This is a genomic window from Microcystis sp. BLCC-F210 (genome assembly GCF_042134685.1).
Lineage (GTDB): Bacteria > Cyanobacteriota > Cyanobacteriia > Cyanobacteriales > Microcystaceae > Microcystis > Microcystis aeruginosa_D.
On sequence record NZ_CP169647.1, the window covers coordinates 1,406,868 to 1,425,181 of the forward strand.

Here is an 18,314-nt window from a genome sequence, read left to right on the forward strand (position 1 = left end):
CTATGCTCGATACTCACAGCCTCGTCAATCCCTGGCCAGAATTCCTGTCCGAAACCCAGTGGCGGAGTCTCCAGAAAACGGCGATCACCCTCTCTCCCGAAGCAGGGATCTTGTCCCTACAGCCCGGATTATACCTAGTCGTTCGCGGCAAAGTTCGCATAGCGAACTCGCAGCAAAAAGAGATGATTGCGCTCAAAAACGACGAATTTTTCGGAGAATTCACCCTCTTTCCCCGATCGGGTTTTCTGCTCTTCGGCGTAGCTCAGAGACCACCCTACTCGGTTCGAGTCTCGGTGAAGGCGGAACTACTTCTTATCCCCGAGTCCGCCCTGAGGCCGATCCTGAAAAAACACCCCGCCCTGAAAAAAACATTACTGCAACGGGCGCGGGAAATTGAGCAACTTCTTGGGATGAAGGCAGAAGAAACGGACAAAAAAAGCGATCGAACCTATTTTCCCTCTCCGGCGCGGCGGTTAGGTCACTGGATCGGTCAATCCCTCCGCCGTTATCCCTTCTTCGAGCAACAGTCCGCCTCCGATTGCGGGGCGGCCAGTTTAGTCATGATCGCCCGTTATTGGGGCAAAAGAATCAGCGTCAACCGTTTGCGGGAAATGGCCAACGTCAACCGCGACGGAGCATCCCTGAAGGGACTGATCACTGCGGCGGAAAATATCGGCCTCTCCACCCGTCCGGTAAAGGCGACTCTAGAGGGATTAGTGAAACAGCCCCTACCTGCGATCGCTCACTGGGAAGGCAAACACTTCGTTGTGATCTGGAAAATTACCCCCAAACAGGTGATTATTGGCGATCCGGCGATCGGGCAATTAACCCTAAGTCGTGCCGAATTCGCCAGTAAATGGACGGGATTCACCCTTCTGCTGCAACCGAACCAGAAATTCCGGGACACAAAAGAGGATAAAACCTCTCTCTGGCAGTTTTATCGCTTACTGGAACCTCATTGGTTCGTGCTGCTGGAAATTTTCGTCGCCTCGCTTTTTATCCAGATATTCGGCTTAATTACGCCGATTTTCACCCAGTTAATCCTCGATCGAGTAATCGTCCAGGGGTCCTTAACCACCCTTTGGGCGATGGGTATCGGTGCGCTAATTTTCGGGGTTTTTCGGGTAGCAATTACCGGTTTACGGGCCTATCTCCTCGATCACACCGCCAATCGCATCGATACGGCATTAATCACCGGTTTTATCCGCCATACCCTCAGCCTTCCCCTCGGTTATTTCGAGTCCCGCTATGTGGGCGATATTATTTCCCGCGTCGGGGAAAATCGCAAGATCCAGCGTTTTCTCTCTGGGGAAGCTCTCTCGATTTTACTTGACTTATTAACGGTTTTCGTGTATGTGGCGGTGATGTTCCGCTATAGCTGGCAATTAGCCCTCATCAGTTTAGCGATCGTGCCACCGTTCTTTCTGCTGGCGTTAATTTCTACCCCTTTTCTCCAGCGAATATCCCGGGATATTTTTCAGGCGATCGCTAAGGAAAGCAGTTACCTGATCGAGATTTTAACCGGTATTCGTACCGTCAAATCTACCGCCACAGAGCGCTCAACCCGTTGGCACTGGGAAGACCTTTTCTCGGTGGAGATCAAGAAAAATTTCTCTGGGCAGATCATCGGCAATAATCTCCAGATATTCAGTAATCTGATCGAATCTTTAGCGACAACGGGGTTACTCTGTTTCGGTGCCTATCTAGTGATTCAAAATCAATTATCGATCGGACAACTGATCGCCTTTAATATGCTTTTTGCCCAGATCATCGCGCCTTTTCAACGCTTAACCGTTCTCTGGACGCAATTTCAAGAAGTCAATATCGCCGTCGAGCGCATTAACGATGTACTAGACGCAAAGCCGGAGGAGAATTTAGAGGAACTTTCCCGTCAGTTTCTCCCGGAATTACAGGGACATATTCGCTTTGAAAATGTCACCTTTCGCTACCACACCGACAGCGATCACAATGTTTTAGAAAACCTCAGTTTTGAGATTTTACCCGGTCAAACCGTTGCCCTCGTCGGTCGGAGCGGTTCGGGAAAAACCACGATCTCGAAATTACTGATCGGCCTCTATCCCCCCACCGATGGGAAAATATCGATCGACGGTTACGATCTGAGTACGATCGCCCTCAGTTCCCTCCGGCAACAGGTGGGAGTCGTCGATCAGGATACTTTTCTCTTCGGTTCCACGATTCGGGAAAATATCAGTTTAGGACATCCCGATCGCCCCCTAGAAAATGTAGTCGAATCGGCGAAATTAGCGGGAATTCATGACTTTATTCAATCACTGCCCATGGGGTACGAAACTCAAATCGGCGAGGGTGGAGGGCTACTTTCCGGGGGACAGAGACAACGGATCGCCATCGCTCGATCATTGATGGGAGAGCCGCGGTTATTAATCCTCGATGAAGCCACTTCCCACCTCGATACGGAATCGGAACGGATTATTCAAACAAATCTCCAGAAAATTCGCCAGAATCGCACGATGGTGATTATCGCCCATCGCCTCTCTACGGTGCGGAACGCAGATTGTATTCTCGTTCTCGATCGAGGGGTATTAGTCGATAGTGGAACCCACGAAGAATTAATGGCTCGTCCCGGAATTTACCGTAATTTAAATTCTAATCAATTGAGTGAATAACTATGACCACCAATCTAGACAGAGAGCGTGATAACTGGTCTTTCCAGACCAAGGAATTGATCGATACTTTACCCCTACCCTGGACGCGGGGTTTACTCTATTTTCTGATTATTTTTGTCTCTATTATTCTCCCCTGGGCGATATTCTCAAAAGTCGATGAAACGGGTGTCGGTCCAGGAAAACTGGAACCCCAAGGGGAAACAGTCAAACTCGACGCAATCACCGCAGGAGAAGTGGAAAAAATCTATGTCCGTGAGGGACAAGAAGTGAAAGCAGGACAACCGATTTTAACCCTAGATTCCCTATTAATCAGCAAGGAAATACAACAAATCGAGGAGAAAATAGAAGGACAAAAAAGCCGTCTTTCCCAACAGAAACTTGTCAAAAGTCAGTTAGAGATTTCTTTAACCACCCAAAGCCAACAAAATCGCGCGGCAGCAGCGGAAAAAGAAGCCTCGATCGAACAAGCGCGGGAGAATGTGGACGCATTAATCAAGAAGGCCAAAATATCCCTAGAAGAACAACAAGAGCGAGTCAATCAAGCGAAAATCGCCCTCGCACGCAGTCAAACCGATTACCCGATTCTCAAAAGTCGTTATCAAACGGCTTTAAAAGAAGTCGAGCGCTACCGAAAAGCGTGGGAGGATGGCGCGATATCGGAGGTACAATTCATCGAGCGCGAGGATAATGCCAAGGAGCGCCAACAACTCTACGAACGGGGAAAAGCGGAGGTAAAAGAAAATCAACATAAACTAGCGGAATTAGAAAGCACCTACCGTCAGACGAGTCAACAAACGAGCGCGGATATCGCCCAAGCGCATCTGCAATTACAGGAGCGGCAGCGGGGTTATCAAAGTCTCCGCCATTCCAACGAGTTGGCACTCTTAAGGATACAGGAGCAGATTAACAATCTAGAAACGGAGATCGCAACCCTTGCATCGGAAATCGCCCAAACCAAGAGCCAACGGCAAGCGCTCCAAATCCAGCTAAGTCAGAGGGTTTTAAAGGCGAATACCGACGGCACGATCTTTTCATTACCGATTAAACGCGCGGGTGCGGTGGTGCAGTCGGGAACGCGGATCGCGGAGATAGCACCGAAAGGATCGCGGTTTATTCTCAAGGCAGAAATGCCCACGGATCAAAGTCAATTTCTCCGGGCCGGTATGCCGATAAAAGTCAAGTTCGATGCCTATCCTTTTCAGGATTACGGCATTATCGGCGGCAAGATCACCAAGAAATCACCGACGGCGATCGAAAAGGAAACGCCAAACGGAAAAATTAACGTTTTCGAGCTAGAAATTCAACTCGATCGCTCCTGTATTCAAAAGGGAAATCAATGTATTCCCCTCAATCCGGGAGATACGGCTACCGCAGAAGCGATCGTCCGTCAGCGTCGGGTGATCGATTACATCCTCGATCCCTTTAAGGATCTGCAAAAAGACGGTTTAAAACTGTAGTTTTTTTTCAGGAGTCATTATGTCGCCTAGTATCAACATCACCAATCAAGACCTTATCCAACAGCTTAAGCTATCGGGAAAAGTTCCCGAAATAGTCGAGGGAATTATCGCTCGGAAAATCATCACCGAAACCGCCACGGCAGCGGGGATTAAAAACACAACCGACGAGTTACAACAGGCGGCCGATCAATTCCGTCTCGCCAATAAATTACATAACGCCAAAGATACATGGAATTGGTTGGAAAAACAGGGCTTATCCCTAGACGATTTCGAGGAGATCGTTCAATTCAGTTTACTATCGGGTAAATTAGCCGAACATCTTTTCGCAGACAAAATTGAATCCTATTTTGTGGAACACCAGCTAGATTATACCGGCGCGGTGATCTATGAGGTAGTGTTAGCAGATCAGGCGATGGCGGAGGAGTTGTATGAATCAATTCAGGAGGAGGAAATCAGCTTTCAGGAAGTAGCGCATCGCTATATCGAGGATGTGGAATTACGACGCAAGGGAGGTTATCGCGGTACTGTTTCCCGTAAGGATTTACGACCGAATCTTTCGTCCGCAATTTTCGCATCGGATTCTTCTCGATTGTTGAAACCGCTGCAAGGCGATCGAGGTTTCCACCTGATTTTCGTCGAGGAAATCCTTAAGCCAAAATTAACTGAGGAGTTGGCTTTGCAAATCGGTGTCGAGTTGTTTAACGGCTGGATAAAAGAGAAAATTCAGGAAATAGAATACGAGTTAAGTAATTAATTGTGGACGGGGGGGGTTATGCTCACCCCGCAAACATAGTAAGGGAAGATAAGAGTTATGGAATATGTGATCTGTAAAAACGGTACGACTCGATCGGGTTTCGTAACTGTTACCTTGGAGAGAGATAATTGTATCGTGATTTTAAAACAAGTCCCTGCTGATATCTGTTAAAATTGCGGGGAGTATTATCTAAGCCAGTCGGTCACTAAAGAGTTTTACCATTATTCAGCAGGTCTTAAATACTTGGGAAAATAGGGTTCGCAAGCGCACGGATTTTCCATTATGAATATAGTATCATGTCAAGGGGCTTTTGTCAAGAGAAATTTTTTCTGATCCGGAAGAAATTCAACCTAGATAAAAACTGAGGATCAGAGCCACTAAAAAAGTCATTAACAGGCATAAAATTCCGAAATAAAGGACGATTTTAGGACGGAAAGCTGATAGGAGGAGGATAAAAGCTTTAATATCAATAAGGGAAGCGACCAGTAAAAAAGCTAGAGTGGAACCCACAGACAGATTAGTAATTAAAGAACCGGGGACAAAAGTGCTAAGACTAGCATTAACAGCGAGGGTGAAACCAAAGAACAACTGCACGAGAATTTGAGTAGCGGGAGTATTCCCCCAGGCAATTAATTGACTCTGAGGTAATAATAGCTGAAAGACACTAGCGATTGCACAGCCGATAATTAATAATCCCCCTAATTCCAGCGCTTCATCGATAAAGTTATCGAGAAATAACTGCACAGAAATTGGCCAAGCTTGCTTATCTCTAGTTTTATACTCATAAACAAGACTGCCGACTCTTTGTAGAGGTTGACTGGCTGCTTTCTCCGGTAAAAAACTACCAGAAAGAACTAAACTCGATTCTAGGGGAATTTCACTATCGGTGCGGGGTTTTTCCCGATAGAAACTAAAGAGAGTTCCGATAACAATTGCCATTAACCACACCGAAAGCGATCGATAGAAGAAAACACTAGAATAGCTGAAAGTCTGCCAAGTTAGCCAAAGAGTGACGATATTTAGGGTAGGTGCAGCGGTGAGAAAGCTAAACACCACCCCTGGGGGTACTCCCTCTAATAAGAATCTTCTAGCAACGGGAATCGTGCCGTATTGTCCGACGGGTAAGATTAATCCGATGGCACTGCCAACGATCGCTCCTAAGACACGATTGCGGGGAAATATCGCCGCTAGTCGCTGTTTATTGACGAAAACCAGCAAAAAACTGGAAACGGCTGTCCCCAAAAGTAAAAAGGGAAGGGAGGTCAAGACTAAACTAAGAAAAAAAGTAACAGCGATAGAAATTTGATTCATGAATAGGGTTCAAGATCGGAAGCTATCCTACAAAATAGCAGATAAGGTAAAAAGTAAAAAGATCGGTTTTAGATGCAACAACTAGGTTAGTTTGTGGAAACCAAAAATTAAAAAGAACGTAAAGCGATTAATTGTGCCTCAGCTTTATGAAGGGATTCTAACCATTCTTTTTCGGGATCGCTATCGGCAACTATTCCCGCTCCCACCTGTCCCCAAACGGTGTTAAAATTCCCTTGAGTGGTCATTAATAGGGTACGGATGAGAATATTCAAATCTAAATTACCCCGTAGGTCAATATAGCCACAGGAACCATAGAATAAATTGCGTCGCATCGGTTCCAATTCTTCGATAATTTCTAGACAGCGAACTTTCGGACAACCGGTAATTGTTCCCCCGGGGAAAAGAGCTTTAATTAAATCAATAGCATGATACTTTTTATCTAATTTTCCTTGAACATTACTGACCAAGTGCATAACGTGACTATAACGCTCGATCGTCAGTAATTCATCCACATCAACCGATCCCCATTCACAAACTCTACCCAGATCATTGCGTTCTAGATCCACTAGCATAATATGCTCGGCCCGCTCTTTTTTATTAGTTAATAATTCCTCGGCCAATTGTCGATCGAGTGCCTCGGTTTTACCCCGGGGACGGGTTCCAGCGATCGGTCTAGTGCTGGCTATTCCCCTTTCTAATTTCACCAATCTTTCAGGAGAACAACTAATCATTTCTCCCCAAGGGGTACGCCAATAACTGGCAAAAGGAGAAGGGTTAATCTGTTGTAAACTGCGATAAATTTGCCATCCTTTTGCCCTAGTTGTGCTTTGAAATCTTAGGGATAAATTTGCTTGAAAAATATCACCTTTTCTGATATAATCTAAGGCTTTTTTAACAGCTTTTTCGTAGTCGAGTTGAGAGGTATAAAAGAGTAAGGGAGAGGGATCAGGATCGATCAACTCAAAATCAGGGTTAGTGGTTAAAGATTGTTCGTATTTATCTAAATCTTCGGGTTTAGTGGCAGCTAACCAGAGAATTTGTGCTTGGTGATCGAGAAGGGCAAAACTATCCGGTTCATACCAATAAGCGACCGGAAAAGGGAGAGTATCAGTTTTCCTGTCTGGTAATTTTTCTATCTCCCAAGCTAAATCATAGCCTAACCACCCCAACCAACCGCCATGGAAGGGAAGATGATCGGGAAGATGATCACATCGGGGTTGGGGGAGTAAACTGCTTAAAAAGGGCAGAATTTCCCCCAGTGCGGGGGTCCAAAGCTGACGCGGGGAACCAGCACAAAGAGAGTAACGGGAGAGGGAATTACCCGGATAGGGACTTTCTAGTAAAGTAGCGATCGCATTTTGGGAGAATAAGCAGGCAAAAACCTCGGAACCAGTGCGCTGATGCAGAGGAAGCGATCGCCAATGCCATGCTAGAGGTTTTTGCATCTAAAATCGCGGGACAAAATAGCTGGTAAATTGGGTATAACTAGGGTTTTGGTGTTAGTTGTGGGGGAGTTGATCTTTCCTATCTGCTAACACCTATTATCTTAGTCCTAAATGTTTGCTGCCTCCTAATTATCCCCGATAATCGAGGTCAATTTCTTTAGAACCGCCGCGCTGTAATTGGCCTAATAATTCCCCTAACTGACTCCAAACCAAACCACCGATAAAGATAGTCATGGGGAGAGAGATAGCGTAGGCAACCCAACCATTGAGAATAAATATATCTAATCCCGAGGCCAGGAAAAGACAGATTCCTACACAAATACCGATAAAAGGAATTTGTAAGGAACTGGATTTTAAAAGATTTTGATCGTCTGAACCCTTATTTTTATACCAATTGTTAACCACTTGCTTGAGACTAGCTTCAAAAGCAGCCCCGCAGGTAATACCGATAAATAAACCAGCAAAAACTAGAAAATAGGGCGGTTGGGGCAGAAAATAATAATCCATAGAAAAAGTGATTAAGCGATGATGACCTTAAACACTTTAACGCGAACTGGTTTCTCGCGGAAGGACAGCGGCCACACCTTGGGACGATAATTCCCGAAAAGCGCTCATGGCCACATCCAAGAGTCGCCGCGGTTGCAATTCTCCTTGAATTAAACCCCAGAGACGTTGTACTTCGGCCGTGTGGAGACGGTCATCTTCCGTTAAAGCTAATAGCAATTGACGACGCAGATAACGACCTTCTTCCGAGAGAAGAAAAGTGATGCCTAATTGCGCGGTGGGCAGTAAATCGAAGTTACTTTCCGAGCGAGCCATTGTAATCATGTTTTCTAGACGTTGCCACTGGAATTTACCGTTTTTGAACAATACATCCAGTAAACGCCGGCGCAGTTGGGGCGATTCCCCAGTCAGGAGACGTTTAGCGACGTAGGGATAGGCCACTTGGACGATTTTGAAGTCAGGATCGAGGGTAAGGGCCACCCCTTCTTGGGTGACGAGGGAACGAATAATCAGGGCGAATTTGGCGGGAATCCGGAAGGGATATTGGTACATCAATTCAGAGAAATCATCGGTAATAGTGCGGAAATTGAAGTCACCGACCCTTTGACCGATGGCATTGCCTAAAACCCGTTCTAGAGCCGGAATAATGGGTTTTATATCCGTTTCTGGGGTTAAAAATCCTAGTTTGACAAAGTTGGCGGCCAGGTTTTCGTAGTCTTTGTTAATTAAATCAACGACGCAACTAGCGAGGGTTTCTTTAGTTTCCTCCTCTAACTGGTCCATCATGCCAAAATCGATATAGGCCATGCGACCATCAAAGGTGGCGAAAAGATTACCCGGATGGGGATCAGCGTGGAAAAAGCCGTGTTCGAGGAGTTGCTGTAATCCGGAGGTTACGCCGATTTTAACGATACTATTGGGGTCTAATCCTAAAGCTTTGATATTCTCGGTATCGGTGAGTTTATAGCCATCAATCCATTCTAGGGTGAGGACGCGGCGACCACTATAACGCCAGTAGATACTGGGAACTTTAACTTCGGGGTTATTTTGGAAGTTGGTGGCGAATTTTTCAGCGTTGCGACCTTCGTTTTGATAGTCGATTTCCTCAAACAGTTTGGTGCCGAATTCATCGACAATCAGGGTGAGGTCATGGCCGAGATTGAGGGGTAATAAACGACCGAATTTTTGGGCAGCCCAGCGCATTAGGTATAAATCGAGGCTTAAAAGCGCCCGCAGCCCCGGTCTTTGCACTTTAACGGCTACTTCTTCGCCGGTGGGTAGAATCGCTTTATAAACCTGTCCTAAACTAGCGGCAGCCACAGGGGTGGGGGATATTTCTCGATAGGCTTTTTCTACAGGCATTCCCAATTCTGTCTCGATAAGGGCAAAAGCGATGTCGTTATCGAAGGGGGGAAGTTGGTCTTGCAGTTTAACTAATTCGTCTAAAAAGTCTTTGCGAACGAGGTCGGGGCGGGTAGAGAGAGCTTGACCGACTTTGATGAAGGTGGGACCCAAACGGGTGAGAATTTGCCTAAGTTCGCTGGCACGCTGGTATTTATTGGCTTCTTCTTGCTTTGTCCATTTGTCCCAGAGGAGACTGAGGAGAAATAATCCTAAAGACCAAGTAATCACGAAAGCGCGACCAAACAATTGCCAAGGTTTGTAACGGTATTGTTGAGCGATCGCTTCTGCACTGTAAGGAGTGAACTGTGTTTCTTCTCGTTTCCGGTCAGTTTGACTGTCTTGATTCCGACTCACTAGCTAATCTCTATATATCTTACGCCACCTGATATTGTAGCTAAGTTCTTGACATCAGTATACAAAACTACACATTATTTAATAATTGTTATAATTCCCTGAGAAATCATAAGTATTTATTGCTGGACTGCCGGGGAAATTTTCGGCTAGTGGATGTCCTCAAGTACCTGATGGATATTTTCAACAAGCTGTTCTATAAAGGTAACGGCATCATTAATCATATTTTCATCGATATTCCAGCGACTACCAATGCCATAACTCGGGTCTATATCAGCTTCATGGGCGATTTTGTTCCTTCGCTCAACAATTATGCTAAGTTGGCTTTTAATATCTTTGGCTGGTTTATTTAGTTTGCTGGCCACTTCTTCCCACAATTTCTTGGCTGAAATTAATCTAATGGCCTCCGCTATCTTGTCCGGTTGTTGAAAGCTTTTATATCTGAGGTTTTCTCTAATTTCAGTCTCTAGCCAATAATTACTATTAAGTTTGTTGGTGAGGAGATTTTCAATCATTGGTAGTACCTCGGAAATTGAGCGAGATTCTTGATCAAAAAAAGAACCGTAGTTTTGTTGAATTTCGTTCTCTAACCAAGAGCCAATACTAATAGCTATCAATCGTTCTTGTCGTGCGCCATTCAAGGAGACTTGAAAACGAGAAAAGGCAGATTGAGAACTGTTAGGAGTGGGAGAAGGTTCTGAACGTTGGCCTCGATAAATTTCTAGCATTCCTAGAGTAACCACTTCGTGAACATAATATCTAAAGCGCTCACAGTCAGGACTAAAGCGGCTCTGAGGATATCCGATACATCTAGGGCCGAAGTAGTCTGAGATTTGAGGGAATTGTGGATAGCGATCAAGTCACGAACGCGGGCAAGACCAAGGCGAAATTGTTCAATGGCTAACTGCATAAATCTCGGAGGTAAGACCGATAACTTTGTCTGCTAAGTCAGAAAAAATATTTTTAAATTCTTGTTGTTTTTCTTGGGCTTGATCTAACACTGTACCTTGCCATTCTAATTGTTCAGCAGTTAGCGCAAAAACGGGCGTTTGATGCTCTTGAGATAAGGCAATAAGACTATTAAAATCAGGTATTTTTACTAGAGTACAGCAAGCCGGTACACCATTCTGATCGTAGATAAATTTCGGTAGCATCATGCCATTTTTTTCTAGGGCTGGAATCATTTTATCGCCAATATTTTTCTCGATTTCGTTAATCCAGTTTTGAAAAGCTTTTGTTTGTTGACCACCTCTGATTCGATAGTTCTGAACAATAGTTCCCAAAAAATGTAGGTTAACTTCGGGGAAGGGATAGTTGGCGGTTTTGAGAATTGGTAAAGCACTAGCTGCCTTAGCCCATTGGTGCCACTTAGGCAAGATTTTAGTTAAAGAATCGATAGCCATAACCGAGAAAAAATCCGCTGTGGTTGGCACAATAAAAAAGTTGCTGGTCATCAGTATATTTTGATTGATTGACCCCAAACTGGGACTCATATCGATTAAAATATAGTCAGCTTGAAATCTTTCGGCAGTTTCGTCTAATAAATATGTAATCGCACCGGGGAGATTTTTTAAAGCCTGAATTGACCCGCTAAGTTCTTGAGCAATACCTAGGGTAACTTCATATTCAGCTAACCCCACATGACCGGGCAGTAAAAATAAGTCATCACGACCATCAATAGGAATACAGTCCACAGCTTCGATTAATCTCGGTTGAGATTCAAAAGCGGGTGCTAAAGCTGTTTTAATATTAGAGCAAGTATTGTAGATTGCTTGTAGTCTTTCCTCCCTATCTTCACTTTCATTAGTCAAAGCCATACCAGTTAAGTTACATTGGGGATCGGTATCGACAATAATTACTCTTTTACCCTTCTCAGCAAGCATCCAACCAAGATTAAAAGTGGTTGTAGTTTTGCTCACTCCACCTTTATGATTAAAAAAAGCTATTTTTTGCACCATGGCATTAATTATATTTGAAGATTGTTGCCCTTGGTCATTATTATAACATCAGTGTGGAGATTTTGCCATGATTTCTAGGCTAGAATCAGAGTTTCGGATTACTCGTTTTAATGCCTAGCAATTAAGGAAAAATTGCGCCATGGTTTCCACCCTAACACCTCCAACAGGATATTTAAGCAATTTCATCGGGATTAATGCCCAATTCTCGCAGCTTTTGGGCTAATTTTTCCGCCCGTTGTTGTTCTCTTTCTTTGGCTAATCTTTCCTGTTCTTTGGCTAATCTTTCCCGTTCTTTGGCTAATCTTTCCTGTCGGGCCGACTCTTGAGGGGTGGGAACCAATTCGCCCAATTCGGTGAAATAGCGCAATTTATTGGCAAAAATCCCTAAATATAATCCCAGTTGCTTACTCCATAAATAACCGTTTTCATTGGGGGTAATCGGTTGGTATTGTCCCTCGATTAAAGTGAATCCTTGCCATTCTAAGGTATTGGGATCAAACCAAAAATATTCAGGAGTCCGGAAAGTATGCTGATATAGTTCCTTTTTGGCTTTTCTGTCCACATTAGCGGTGGAATCGGAGAGAATTTCGATGATTAGATTGGGATATTTACCCCCTTCTCCCCAGACAACCCAACTTTTCCGGGGACGTTTCTCTGTATCTAAAACCACGAAAAAATCTGGTCCACAAAAATCTCGCTGTTTTAGTTGTCTTTCGTTATAATAAATAGTCAAATTACCCGAGGCATAGTAATCGTTTCTATCTTGCCAGAGCCAATCAAGACAAGATAATAATAAAATAATTTGTTGTAAATGCAGATCACTTTCCACGGGTGGTTCATCACTCCATAAATCGGTGGGAGGACAGACAATATCGGTAGCAATATCTAGGGTTGTCATCGTTTATAAACCCATTGAGTCAATTTGGGGTGATTCTAGCAACAAGCGACAATCAATACAATTATATTATAATTCCGATCGTTTTGCTTGTATATAGGCTGTTAGGAGTCGGTTGGGGAAGTCAGAATATCATGACCTCAATCCCCTTGGTTGAAGGACTTATAAAAACCAGAAGAAAGCCACTAAAATAACAGTGAGAGTGGCGGCAAAAATGAGAGCGTATTCAATTTTTTGATTGATAATACCAATAACCATGACTAGGGTAATTGCCAGAAGAAACACACCGATATAGACTATGTCTTGAGAACCTGAATTAACTAAATTATTATTTAAAGTCGGTGTGGGTGTGGGAGTTTGTAGAATTGTTGATGAGAGACTAATCGTGGAGGTAATGAACATAAATATTTATGACTACCATAGAACTAATTTTATACAGTAAACCGGACTGTCATCTTTGCGAAGGGTTGCTAGAAAAACTAGAAAAAATCCGTCAACCGGAGTGGCAGTTAGAAATTAGGGACATTACCAGTCGAGAGGATTGGTTTAACGCTTATCAGTACGAAATCCCCGTTCTCTGTCAAAAACTAGCCACGGGGGAAAAAATCCTCCCTCGTCTTTCCCCCCGGGCAAATGCCGAACAATTGGCCCGTCTTTTAGCCAATAATTTAACCTAAGGGCTAATTACCCGGACTAGGACTAGGGACCGGACTAGGAGAGGGAGAAGACTGGGGGACTGGTTGCGGTTTGGCTGCGGGTTGAGTTTGATACCATTTAAAGTGTTGGTAGGCCGTGCGCGATATTTGTTGAATCAGAGTCCTAGCGTTACTATCATTGTGGGGACGTTTCACCATCACTGCTCCTAGATAGCGTTTCCCGTTGGGCATATCAATAATCCCCGCATCCGCTAACATTGAGCCAATATCACCGGTTTTATGGGCAATATCGGCGGATTTCTCGATACCTTGGGGCAGCAGGGTGCGAGTGCGCGTTTCCTGCATAATATTTAATAGACGATCGCGGGAACGCAAACTGAGTAATTCCCCTTGATTAACTTTTCCTAAGATTGTCACCAAATCTCTCGGACTTGTGGTATTGGTTCCTTCCAAGTCTGGTAAAGGGTTATTAATTACCGTACTGGTCAAACCCCAAGCTTGAAAACGCTGATTAAGAGCCTTTTTGCCGCCCATCCGCTTGATTAACATATTAGTAGCGGTATTATCGCTAATCACGTTCATTTTAGTGGCGGTTTCTAGGGCAGTATAGGTTTTATTCACTCCTAGATACTGCATATCTCCAGACCCACTGGCCATGACATCCTTAGTGGCCACAAGGGTTTCATCGAGACGAATTTTCCCCGCGTCAACATCCTCAAAAAAGGCCACCAGAATCGGGATTTTAATCGTACTAGCGGCGGCAAAAATAGTATCTCCGCGAAAATTAGCGTAAGCACCGTTATCGAGGTCAATAAATAAAGCTCCCGCCTGTAATTTCGGATATTTGACCGCTAAAGCCTGTAATTTCTGGTTAAGACTGCTGAGATTTTCGTTTAAGACTAAGGTGGTCGGTTTTGGGGTGACAAGTTTGGGAGTCGGGGAATTAGTAGCGGTGGATTTTGGGTGTAGGGGTAATTTGCTCGGATCCACCACCGTTAAAACCGTACCAGCGATCGCACCTAAACCGACACCAAGGATAGAGAAGCGAAGAACCTGAAGGAGAAAAGAAGCGATTAGGTTAGGTTTACGTTGTTTTTTTGCCCTTTTAACGGGTACAGGCCTTTTGTTATTGTTTGAGTCCATGGCACCAGGGGACTCAGGACCGGATTGGACTTTACTAGGACGACGAGTTACTTGACGAGTCACGGTTTTCCTCAAGGGTATCCAGATTTATTATCGATCGCTAGGAGAATTTTTTTTCTTGCCCTTGAGACTATCAAGACCGAGAAAAAGTTGCCCGATACTTTCAATATGACCGATAATACCCCGCAGCAGGGCTAATTCCTCCACCGTGGGCCGGGCCCGATGATAAAATTGCCGGAATTTCTCCATCCTAGCGGCGGCGGTGTGGGGGTAAAGATAGCCAATTTTGAGCAAAAAGCTCTCTAAGTGCTGATAATAGCCTTCTAGAGCCTCAAAAGTGGCATTGGGGAGCGTTTCTACTCGGGGTTCGAGCCTATTTTCCGTCGCCATTTGGTACAGTTCGTAGGAGCAAACTGCCACCGCTTGGGCGAGATTGAGGGAGGAATATTGAGGATTAGCGGGAATACCGACAAAACGCTGGGCGTGGTTCAGTTCGCTGTTACTTAAACCCCGGTCTTCTGGCCCGAAAATTAGGGCCGATTCCAGGTTAGGGGTGAGTAACCAGGGTAAGGCTGTCCGGGGTGTTTCAAGGGGAGTATTCAGGTGACGGGGTTTCGAGGTGGTGGCAATGATGCGATGACAACCCTGCAAAGCTTCCCCCAGGGTGGCTACCTGTGAACAGTTTTCTAGGACTTCAATCCCGTGTACTGCCATGCGTCGCGCTTCTTCTGCAAGGATATCACAGGCGGGATTGACGATAATTAAGCGACTTAAGCCCATATTCCGCATAATTCTGGCAGTGGAACCCACATTTAAGGCTCCAGCTGGTTCAACTAAAATAATTCTCAGGCGATCGAGTGGGGAACTCTGATTATTTTCATCTACACTCATAGATAAGGCGCAGTTTTTGACTTTTTAATTTTAATCATGGCACGTCAGCCCTCGAAGTCCGATCTTCCCAGTAAAATTTGTCCTGTTTGCGGTTTATCCTTTACTTGGCGCAAAAAGTGGCAAAACTGTTGGCATGAGGTCAAATATTGTTCGGAACGCTGTCGTCGTCGCAAGTCCTCGGCCAATCAGTAAAAAGCCGAGAATTTTAACTATCAAATAGGCACTCTTGCAAAAGGCAATTTTTAGCTGAGGACTTAGATGGATAATTAATTTTGCTGAGGTACTCTATTCGCTTTTAATTTTACGGCTAATTTAGTAAGCTGATACTTGGCTAAATTAACTTTTTCTTAAGAGAATCTGAATGCACATTGCCTGGTTAGGAAAAAAATCTCCTTTTTGCGGTAACGTTACCTATGGGCGAGAAGTGACTAATTCCCTGCTCGATCGAGATTATCAAGTCAGTTTTCTACATTTTTCTTCTGAAAAACCCACCGTAAGCGATTGGCCCGACTTTTACGACGAAATCACCCTGCCACGTCTCTATAGTTCCCAAGTCTATACTATTCCCACCCTGAAATCGAGTCGGGTTCTACAGGATAAACTCAGGGAACTGAAACCCGATCTAGTTCATGCGTCCTTACCCCTGTCTCCCCTCGATTTTCTACTACCAGAAATTTGTGAGTCTTTAGATTTGCCTCTGGTGGCGACTTTTCACCCGGCTTTTGATAGTAAAATTCGCAATATCATCTCCAGTACCCAATTATTAACCTACCAACTACACGCTCCTTTTTTAGCTAATTACGATAAAGTAATTATTTTTTCCACCTCTCAACGGGATTTTTTAGTTAAATTGGGAGTTCCCGAAGAAAAATTAGCAATTATTCCCAATGGGGTTGATGTTAATAAGTATTGTCCAGGACCATCGAATATTAAAGCTCAATATAATGCTGATTGTTTATTTATTTATCTCGGTCGGATCATGCCGGAGAAAAATGTAGAATCTTTATTGAAAGCTTGGAAAAAAACCAATTTGGGGGGTAGATGCAAACTGCTCATTGTTGGTGATGGTCCGTTAACTCCTTCCCTTAAGCCTTTTTATGGAGAAGAATATGGTATTATCTGGTTAGGTTTTATCGGCGATGAAAATAAACGAATTGAAATTTTGCGCGGGGTTGACGGCTTTATTTTACCCTCTTTAGTGGAAGGTTTATCGATCTCTCTCTTGGAAGCGATGGCCTGCGGTGTTGCTTGTCTGGCTACGGATGTGGGGGCCGATGGGGAAGTGTTAAAAGGTGCGGGAATAGTTTTAGATACTAGAGGACTAATTACCCAATTAAAAACGCTCTTACCTGTATTACGAGATCATCTCGAATTAACCACTATTTTAGGTCAAAAAGCCCGTCAAAGAGTTTTAGACTCTTACACTCTTAGCAAAAATATTGATCGCTTACAGTTAGTTTATCAAGAAGTGTTAGCCCAAAAACAATCTTCTCTTAGCTACTTTCACTAAGGAATTTATATGACGATTGCCCGGACAATTTGCTTGGGATTTATTGCAGTAGTTTTAGCGGGAACTTCCCTATTGATGTTGCCTATTTCTACCACTAGCGGCACTTGGAATGATCCAATTGTTGCCCTCTTTACCTCCACTTCTGCTGTCTGTGTCACGGGTTTAGCAGTGGTAGATACGGGTACTTATTTTTCTTTTTGGGGTCAATTATTTATCGCTTTATTAATTCAAGTGGGTGGACTGGGATATATGACCACTACCACTTTTTTAATGTTATTAATTGGGCGAAAATTTGACCTGAGACAGAAGTTAGCAATTCAAGAATCCTTTGATCGACCTTTCCTACAAGGTAGTCAAAGTTTAATGAAATCAGTGATTGCTACTACTTTAGTTTTTGAGTTAACAGCAACTTTGGTTATGTTAACTGTCTTCGCCCAAAAGTATGATTTTAGATATGCAGTTTGGTTATCTTTATTTCATAGTATTAGCGCTTGGAATAATGCGGGTTTTGGCTTGTTTAAAGATAACTTAATTTCCTATCATTCTTCAATTGTTATTAACTTATCTATCACAGGATTAATCATTTTTGGAGGTATCGGTTATCAGGTAATTATCGAGTTTTACACTTGGTTTATTTACCGCTTTCAATATAAACGAAAAGGCTTTGTTTTTTCGCTTAACTATAAAGTTGCTATCAGCACAACTATATTTTTATTAGTGATAGGAACATTGGCTTTCCTATTTACTGAACAGGGAAACGGTGACACTTTGGCTAATTTATCAATGAAAGATAAATTGCTGGCTGCTTGGTTCCAATCGGTAACATCGAGAACAGCAGGATTTAATACCATTGATATTGGTAAAATTTCCGTAGAAGGTTTATTAATTACCATGGCTCTCATGTTTATAGGAGCCAGTCCTAGCGGTACAGGGGGAGGTATTAAGACCACAACTTTTAGGATTTTATATAATTGTACTCGCTCGGTTTTACGGGGACATGAAGAAGTGACTCTTTATCAAAGACGCATTCCTATGCCGTTAATTTTAAAGTCAATGGCGGTGGTTTTTGGTTCGGTTATAGCGATTATTATCTCCACCCTAGCTATCTCATTTGTGGAGACAGATTTTAAAATGATTCAACTATTTTTTGAGGTAGTTTCTGCCTTTGGAACTGTCGGCTTATCTATGGGAATAACCGCCGCTTTATCACCGATTTCTAAGTTAATTATCGTTTTTATGATGTATCTTGGACGGGTAGGAGTTATACTGTTAATAGCGGCTATTATCGGCGATCCGAAACCAACAGTTATTAATTACCCCGAAGAAAACCTTTTAGTGGGATAATTAATATCAGTTATCAGTTTCTCTTGTCTCCTGACTTATTGACACT

Annotated in this window: 18 protein-coding genes and 1 pseudogene; 8 read left to right on the forward strand and 11 right to left on the reverse strand. The window is 43.7% G+C overall.

The features are described from left to right. The first annotated feature begins 2 nt into the window (after positions 1 to 2). The 4 genes and pseudogenes from ACE3JL_RS06670 to ACE3JL_RS06685 all read left to right on the forward strand — a co-directional run. On the forward strand, positions 3 to 2,645 hold the full coding sequence (locus ACE3JL_RS06670; protein WP_375329120.1) for an ABC transporter transmembrane domain-containing protein: 2,643 nt from the start codon (positions 3 to 5) through the stop codon (positions 2,643 to 2,645). Positions 2,646 to 2,647: 2 nt separating this feature from the next. After that, complete coding sequence (locus tag ACE3JL_RS06675; protein WP_375329121.1) at positions 2,648 to 4,102, forward strand: HlyD family efflux transporter periplasmic adaptor subunit; 1,455 nt, start codon at positions 2,648 to 2,650, stop codon at positions 4,100 to 4,102. A gap of 19 nt (positions 4,103 to 4,121) precedes the next feature. Beyond that, a complete protein-coding gene (locus ACE3JL_RS06680; protein WP_271988413.1) occupies positions 4,122 to 4,856 on the forward strand; it encodes a peptidylprolyl isomerase in 735 nt (244 codons plus the stop codon). Positions 4,857 to 4,913: 57 nt separating this feature from the next. Then, positions 4,914 to 5,024 (forward strand): annotated as a pseudogene (locus tag ACE3JL_RS06685) (YgiT-type zinc finger protein); the annotation flags it as partial. 177 nt (positions 5,025 to 5,201) lie between these two features. Here the strand turns inward: ACE3JL_RS06685 and ACE3JL_RS06690 are convergent. The 9 genes from ACE3JL_RS06690 to ACE3JL_RS06730 all read right to left on the reverse strand — a co-directional run bounded on the left by ACE3JL_RS06690 (position 5,202) and on the right by ACE3JL_RS06730 (position 13,126). Beyond that, complete coding sequence (locus tag ACE3JL_RS06690; RefSeq protein WP_271988415.1) at positions 5,202 to 6,167, reverse strand: permease; 966 nt, start codon at positions 6,165 to 6,167, stop codon at positions 5,202 to 5,204. 107 nt (positions 6,168 to 6,274) lie between these two features. Next, a complete protein-coding gene (locus tag ACE3JL_RS06695; protein WP_375329122.1) occupies positions 6,275 to 7,612 on the reverse strand; it encodes an anthranilate synthase component I in 1,338 nt (445 codons plus the stop codon). Between the two features lie 129 nt (positions 7,613 to 7,741). Then, positions 7,742 to 8,119, reverse strand: coding sequence for a hypothetical protein (locus ACE3JL_RS06700; RefSeq protein ID WP_002734118.1), 378 nt, complete (start codon positions 8,117 to 8,119; stop codon positions 7,742 to 7,744). 36 nt (positions 8,120 to 8,155) lie between these two features. Further along, positions 8,156 to 9,874: an ABC1 kinase family protein gene (locus ACE3JL_RS06705; RefSeq protein ID WP_375329123.1), complete on the reverse strand. Its 1,719-nt coding sequence runs from the start codon at positions 9,872 to 9,874 to the stop codon at positions 8,156 to 8,158. A 146-nt stretch (positions 9,875 to 10,020) separates the two neighbouring features. After that, entirely contained in the window at positions 10,021 to 10,599 is a 579-nt protein-coding gene (locus ACE3JL_RS06710; protein WP_375329124.1) for a HEPN domain-containing protein, read from the reverse strand. Between the two features lie 2 nt (positions 10,600 to 10,601). Then, positions 10,602 to 10,781: a hypothetical protein gene (locus ACE3JL_RS06715; protein WP_375329125.1), complete on the reverse strand. Its 180-nt coding sequence runs from the start codon at positions 10,779 to 10,781 to the stop codon at positions 10,602 to 10,604. Beyond that, positions 10,765 to 11,829: a ParA family protein gene (locus ACE3JL_RS06720; protein ID WP_375329126.1), complete on the reverse strand. Its 1,065-nt coding sequence runs from the start codon at positions 11,827 to 11,829 to the stop codon at positions 10,765 to 10,767. Before ACE3JL_RS06720 ends, ACE3JL_RS06715 begins: the two co-directional genes overlap by 17 nt. A gap of 172 nt (positions 11,830 to 12,001) precedes the next feature. Continuing rightward, positions 12,002 to 12,727: a Uma2 family endonuclease gene (locus ACE3JL_RS06725; protein ID WP_375329127.1), complete on the reverse strand. Its 726-nt coding sequence runs from the start codon at positions 12,725 to 12,727 to the stop codon at positions 12,002 to 12,004. Between the two features lie 159 nt (positions 12,728 to 12,886). Beyond that, a complete protein-coding gene (locus tag ACE3JL_RS06730; protein WP_271988421.1) occupies positions 12,887 to 13,126 on the reverse strand; it encodes a hypothetical protein in 240 nt (79 codons plus the stop codon). Positions 13,127 to 13,134: 8 nt separating this feature from the next. On the opposite strand from ACE3JL_RS06730, the gene ACE3JL_RS06735 reads away from it, so the two are divergent. Further along, positions 13,135 to 13,401: a glutaredoxin family protein gene (locus ACE3JL_RS06735; RefSeq protein ID WP_002750529.1), complete on the forward strand. Its 267-nt coding sequence runs from the start codon at positions 13,135 to 13,137 to the stop codon at positions 13,399 to 13,401. 3 nt (positions 13,402 to 13,404) lie between these two features. Here the strand turns inward: ACE3JL_RS06735 and ACE3JL_RS06740 are convergent, their stop codons facing one another. Continuing rightward, positions 13,405 to 14,586 carry a serine hydrolase gene (locus ACE3JL_RS06740; protein WP_375329128.1) on the reverse strand — a complete coding sequence of 394 codons (1,182 nt, stop codon included), beginning with the start codon at positions 14,584 to 14,586 and terminating at the stop codon, positions 13,405 to 13,407. A 27-nt stretch (positions 14,587 to 14,613) separates the two neighbouring features. Continuing rightward, entirely contained in the window at positions 14,614 to 15,414 is an 801-nt protein-coding gene (locus ACE3JL_RS06745) for an RNA methyltransferase (protein ID WP_271988423.1), read from the reverse strand. Positions 15,415 to 15,450: 36 nt separating this feature from the next. Here ACE3JL_RS06745 and ACE3JL_RS06750 point away from each other — a divergent pair, with 36 nt between their 5' ends. The 3 genes from ACE3JL_RS06750 (at position 15,451) to ACE3JL_RS06760 (ending at position 18,268) form a co-directional block, all read left to right on the forward strand. Next, a complete protein-coding gene (locus ACE3JL_RS06750) occupies positions 15,451 to 15,606 on the forward strand; it encodes a DUF2256 domain-containing protein (protein ID WP_002746413.1) in 156 nt (51 codons plus the stop codon). Between the two features lie 169 nt (positions 15,607 to 15,775). Then, entirely contained in the window at positions 15,776 to 16,924 is a 1,149-nt protein-coding gene (locus tag ACE3JL_RS06755) for a glycosyltransferase family 4 protein (protein WP_271988424.1), read from the forward strand. A 9-nt stretch (positions 16,925 to 16,933) separates the two neighbouring features. Beyond that, on the forward strand, positions 16,934 to 18,268 hold the full coding sequence (locus ACE3JL_RS06760; RefSeq protein WP_375329129.1) for a TrkH family potassium uptake protein: 1,335 nt from the start codon (positions 16,934 to 16,936) through the stop codon (positions 18,266 to 18,268). Positions 18,269 to 18,314: the final 46 nt, after the last annotated feature.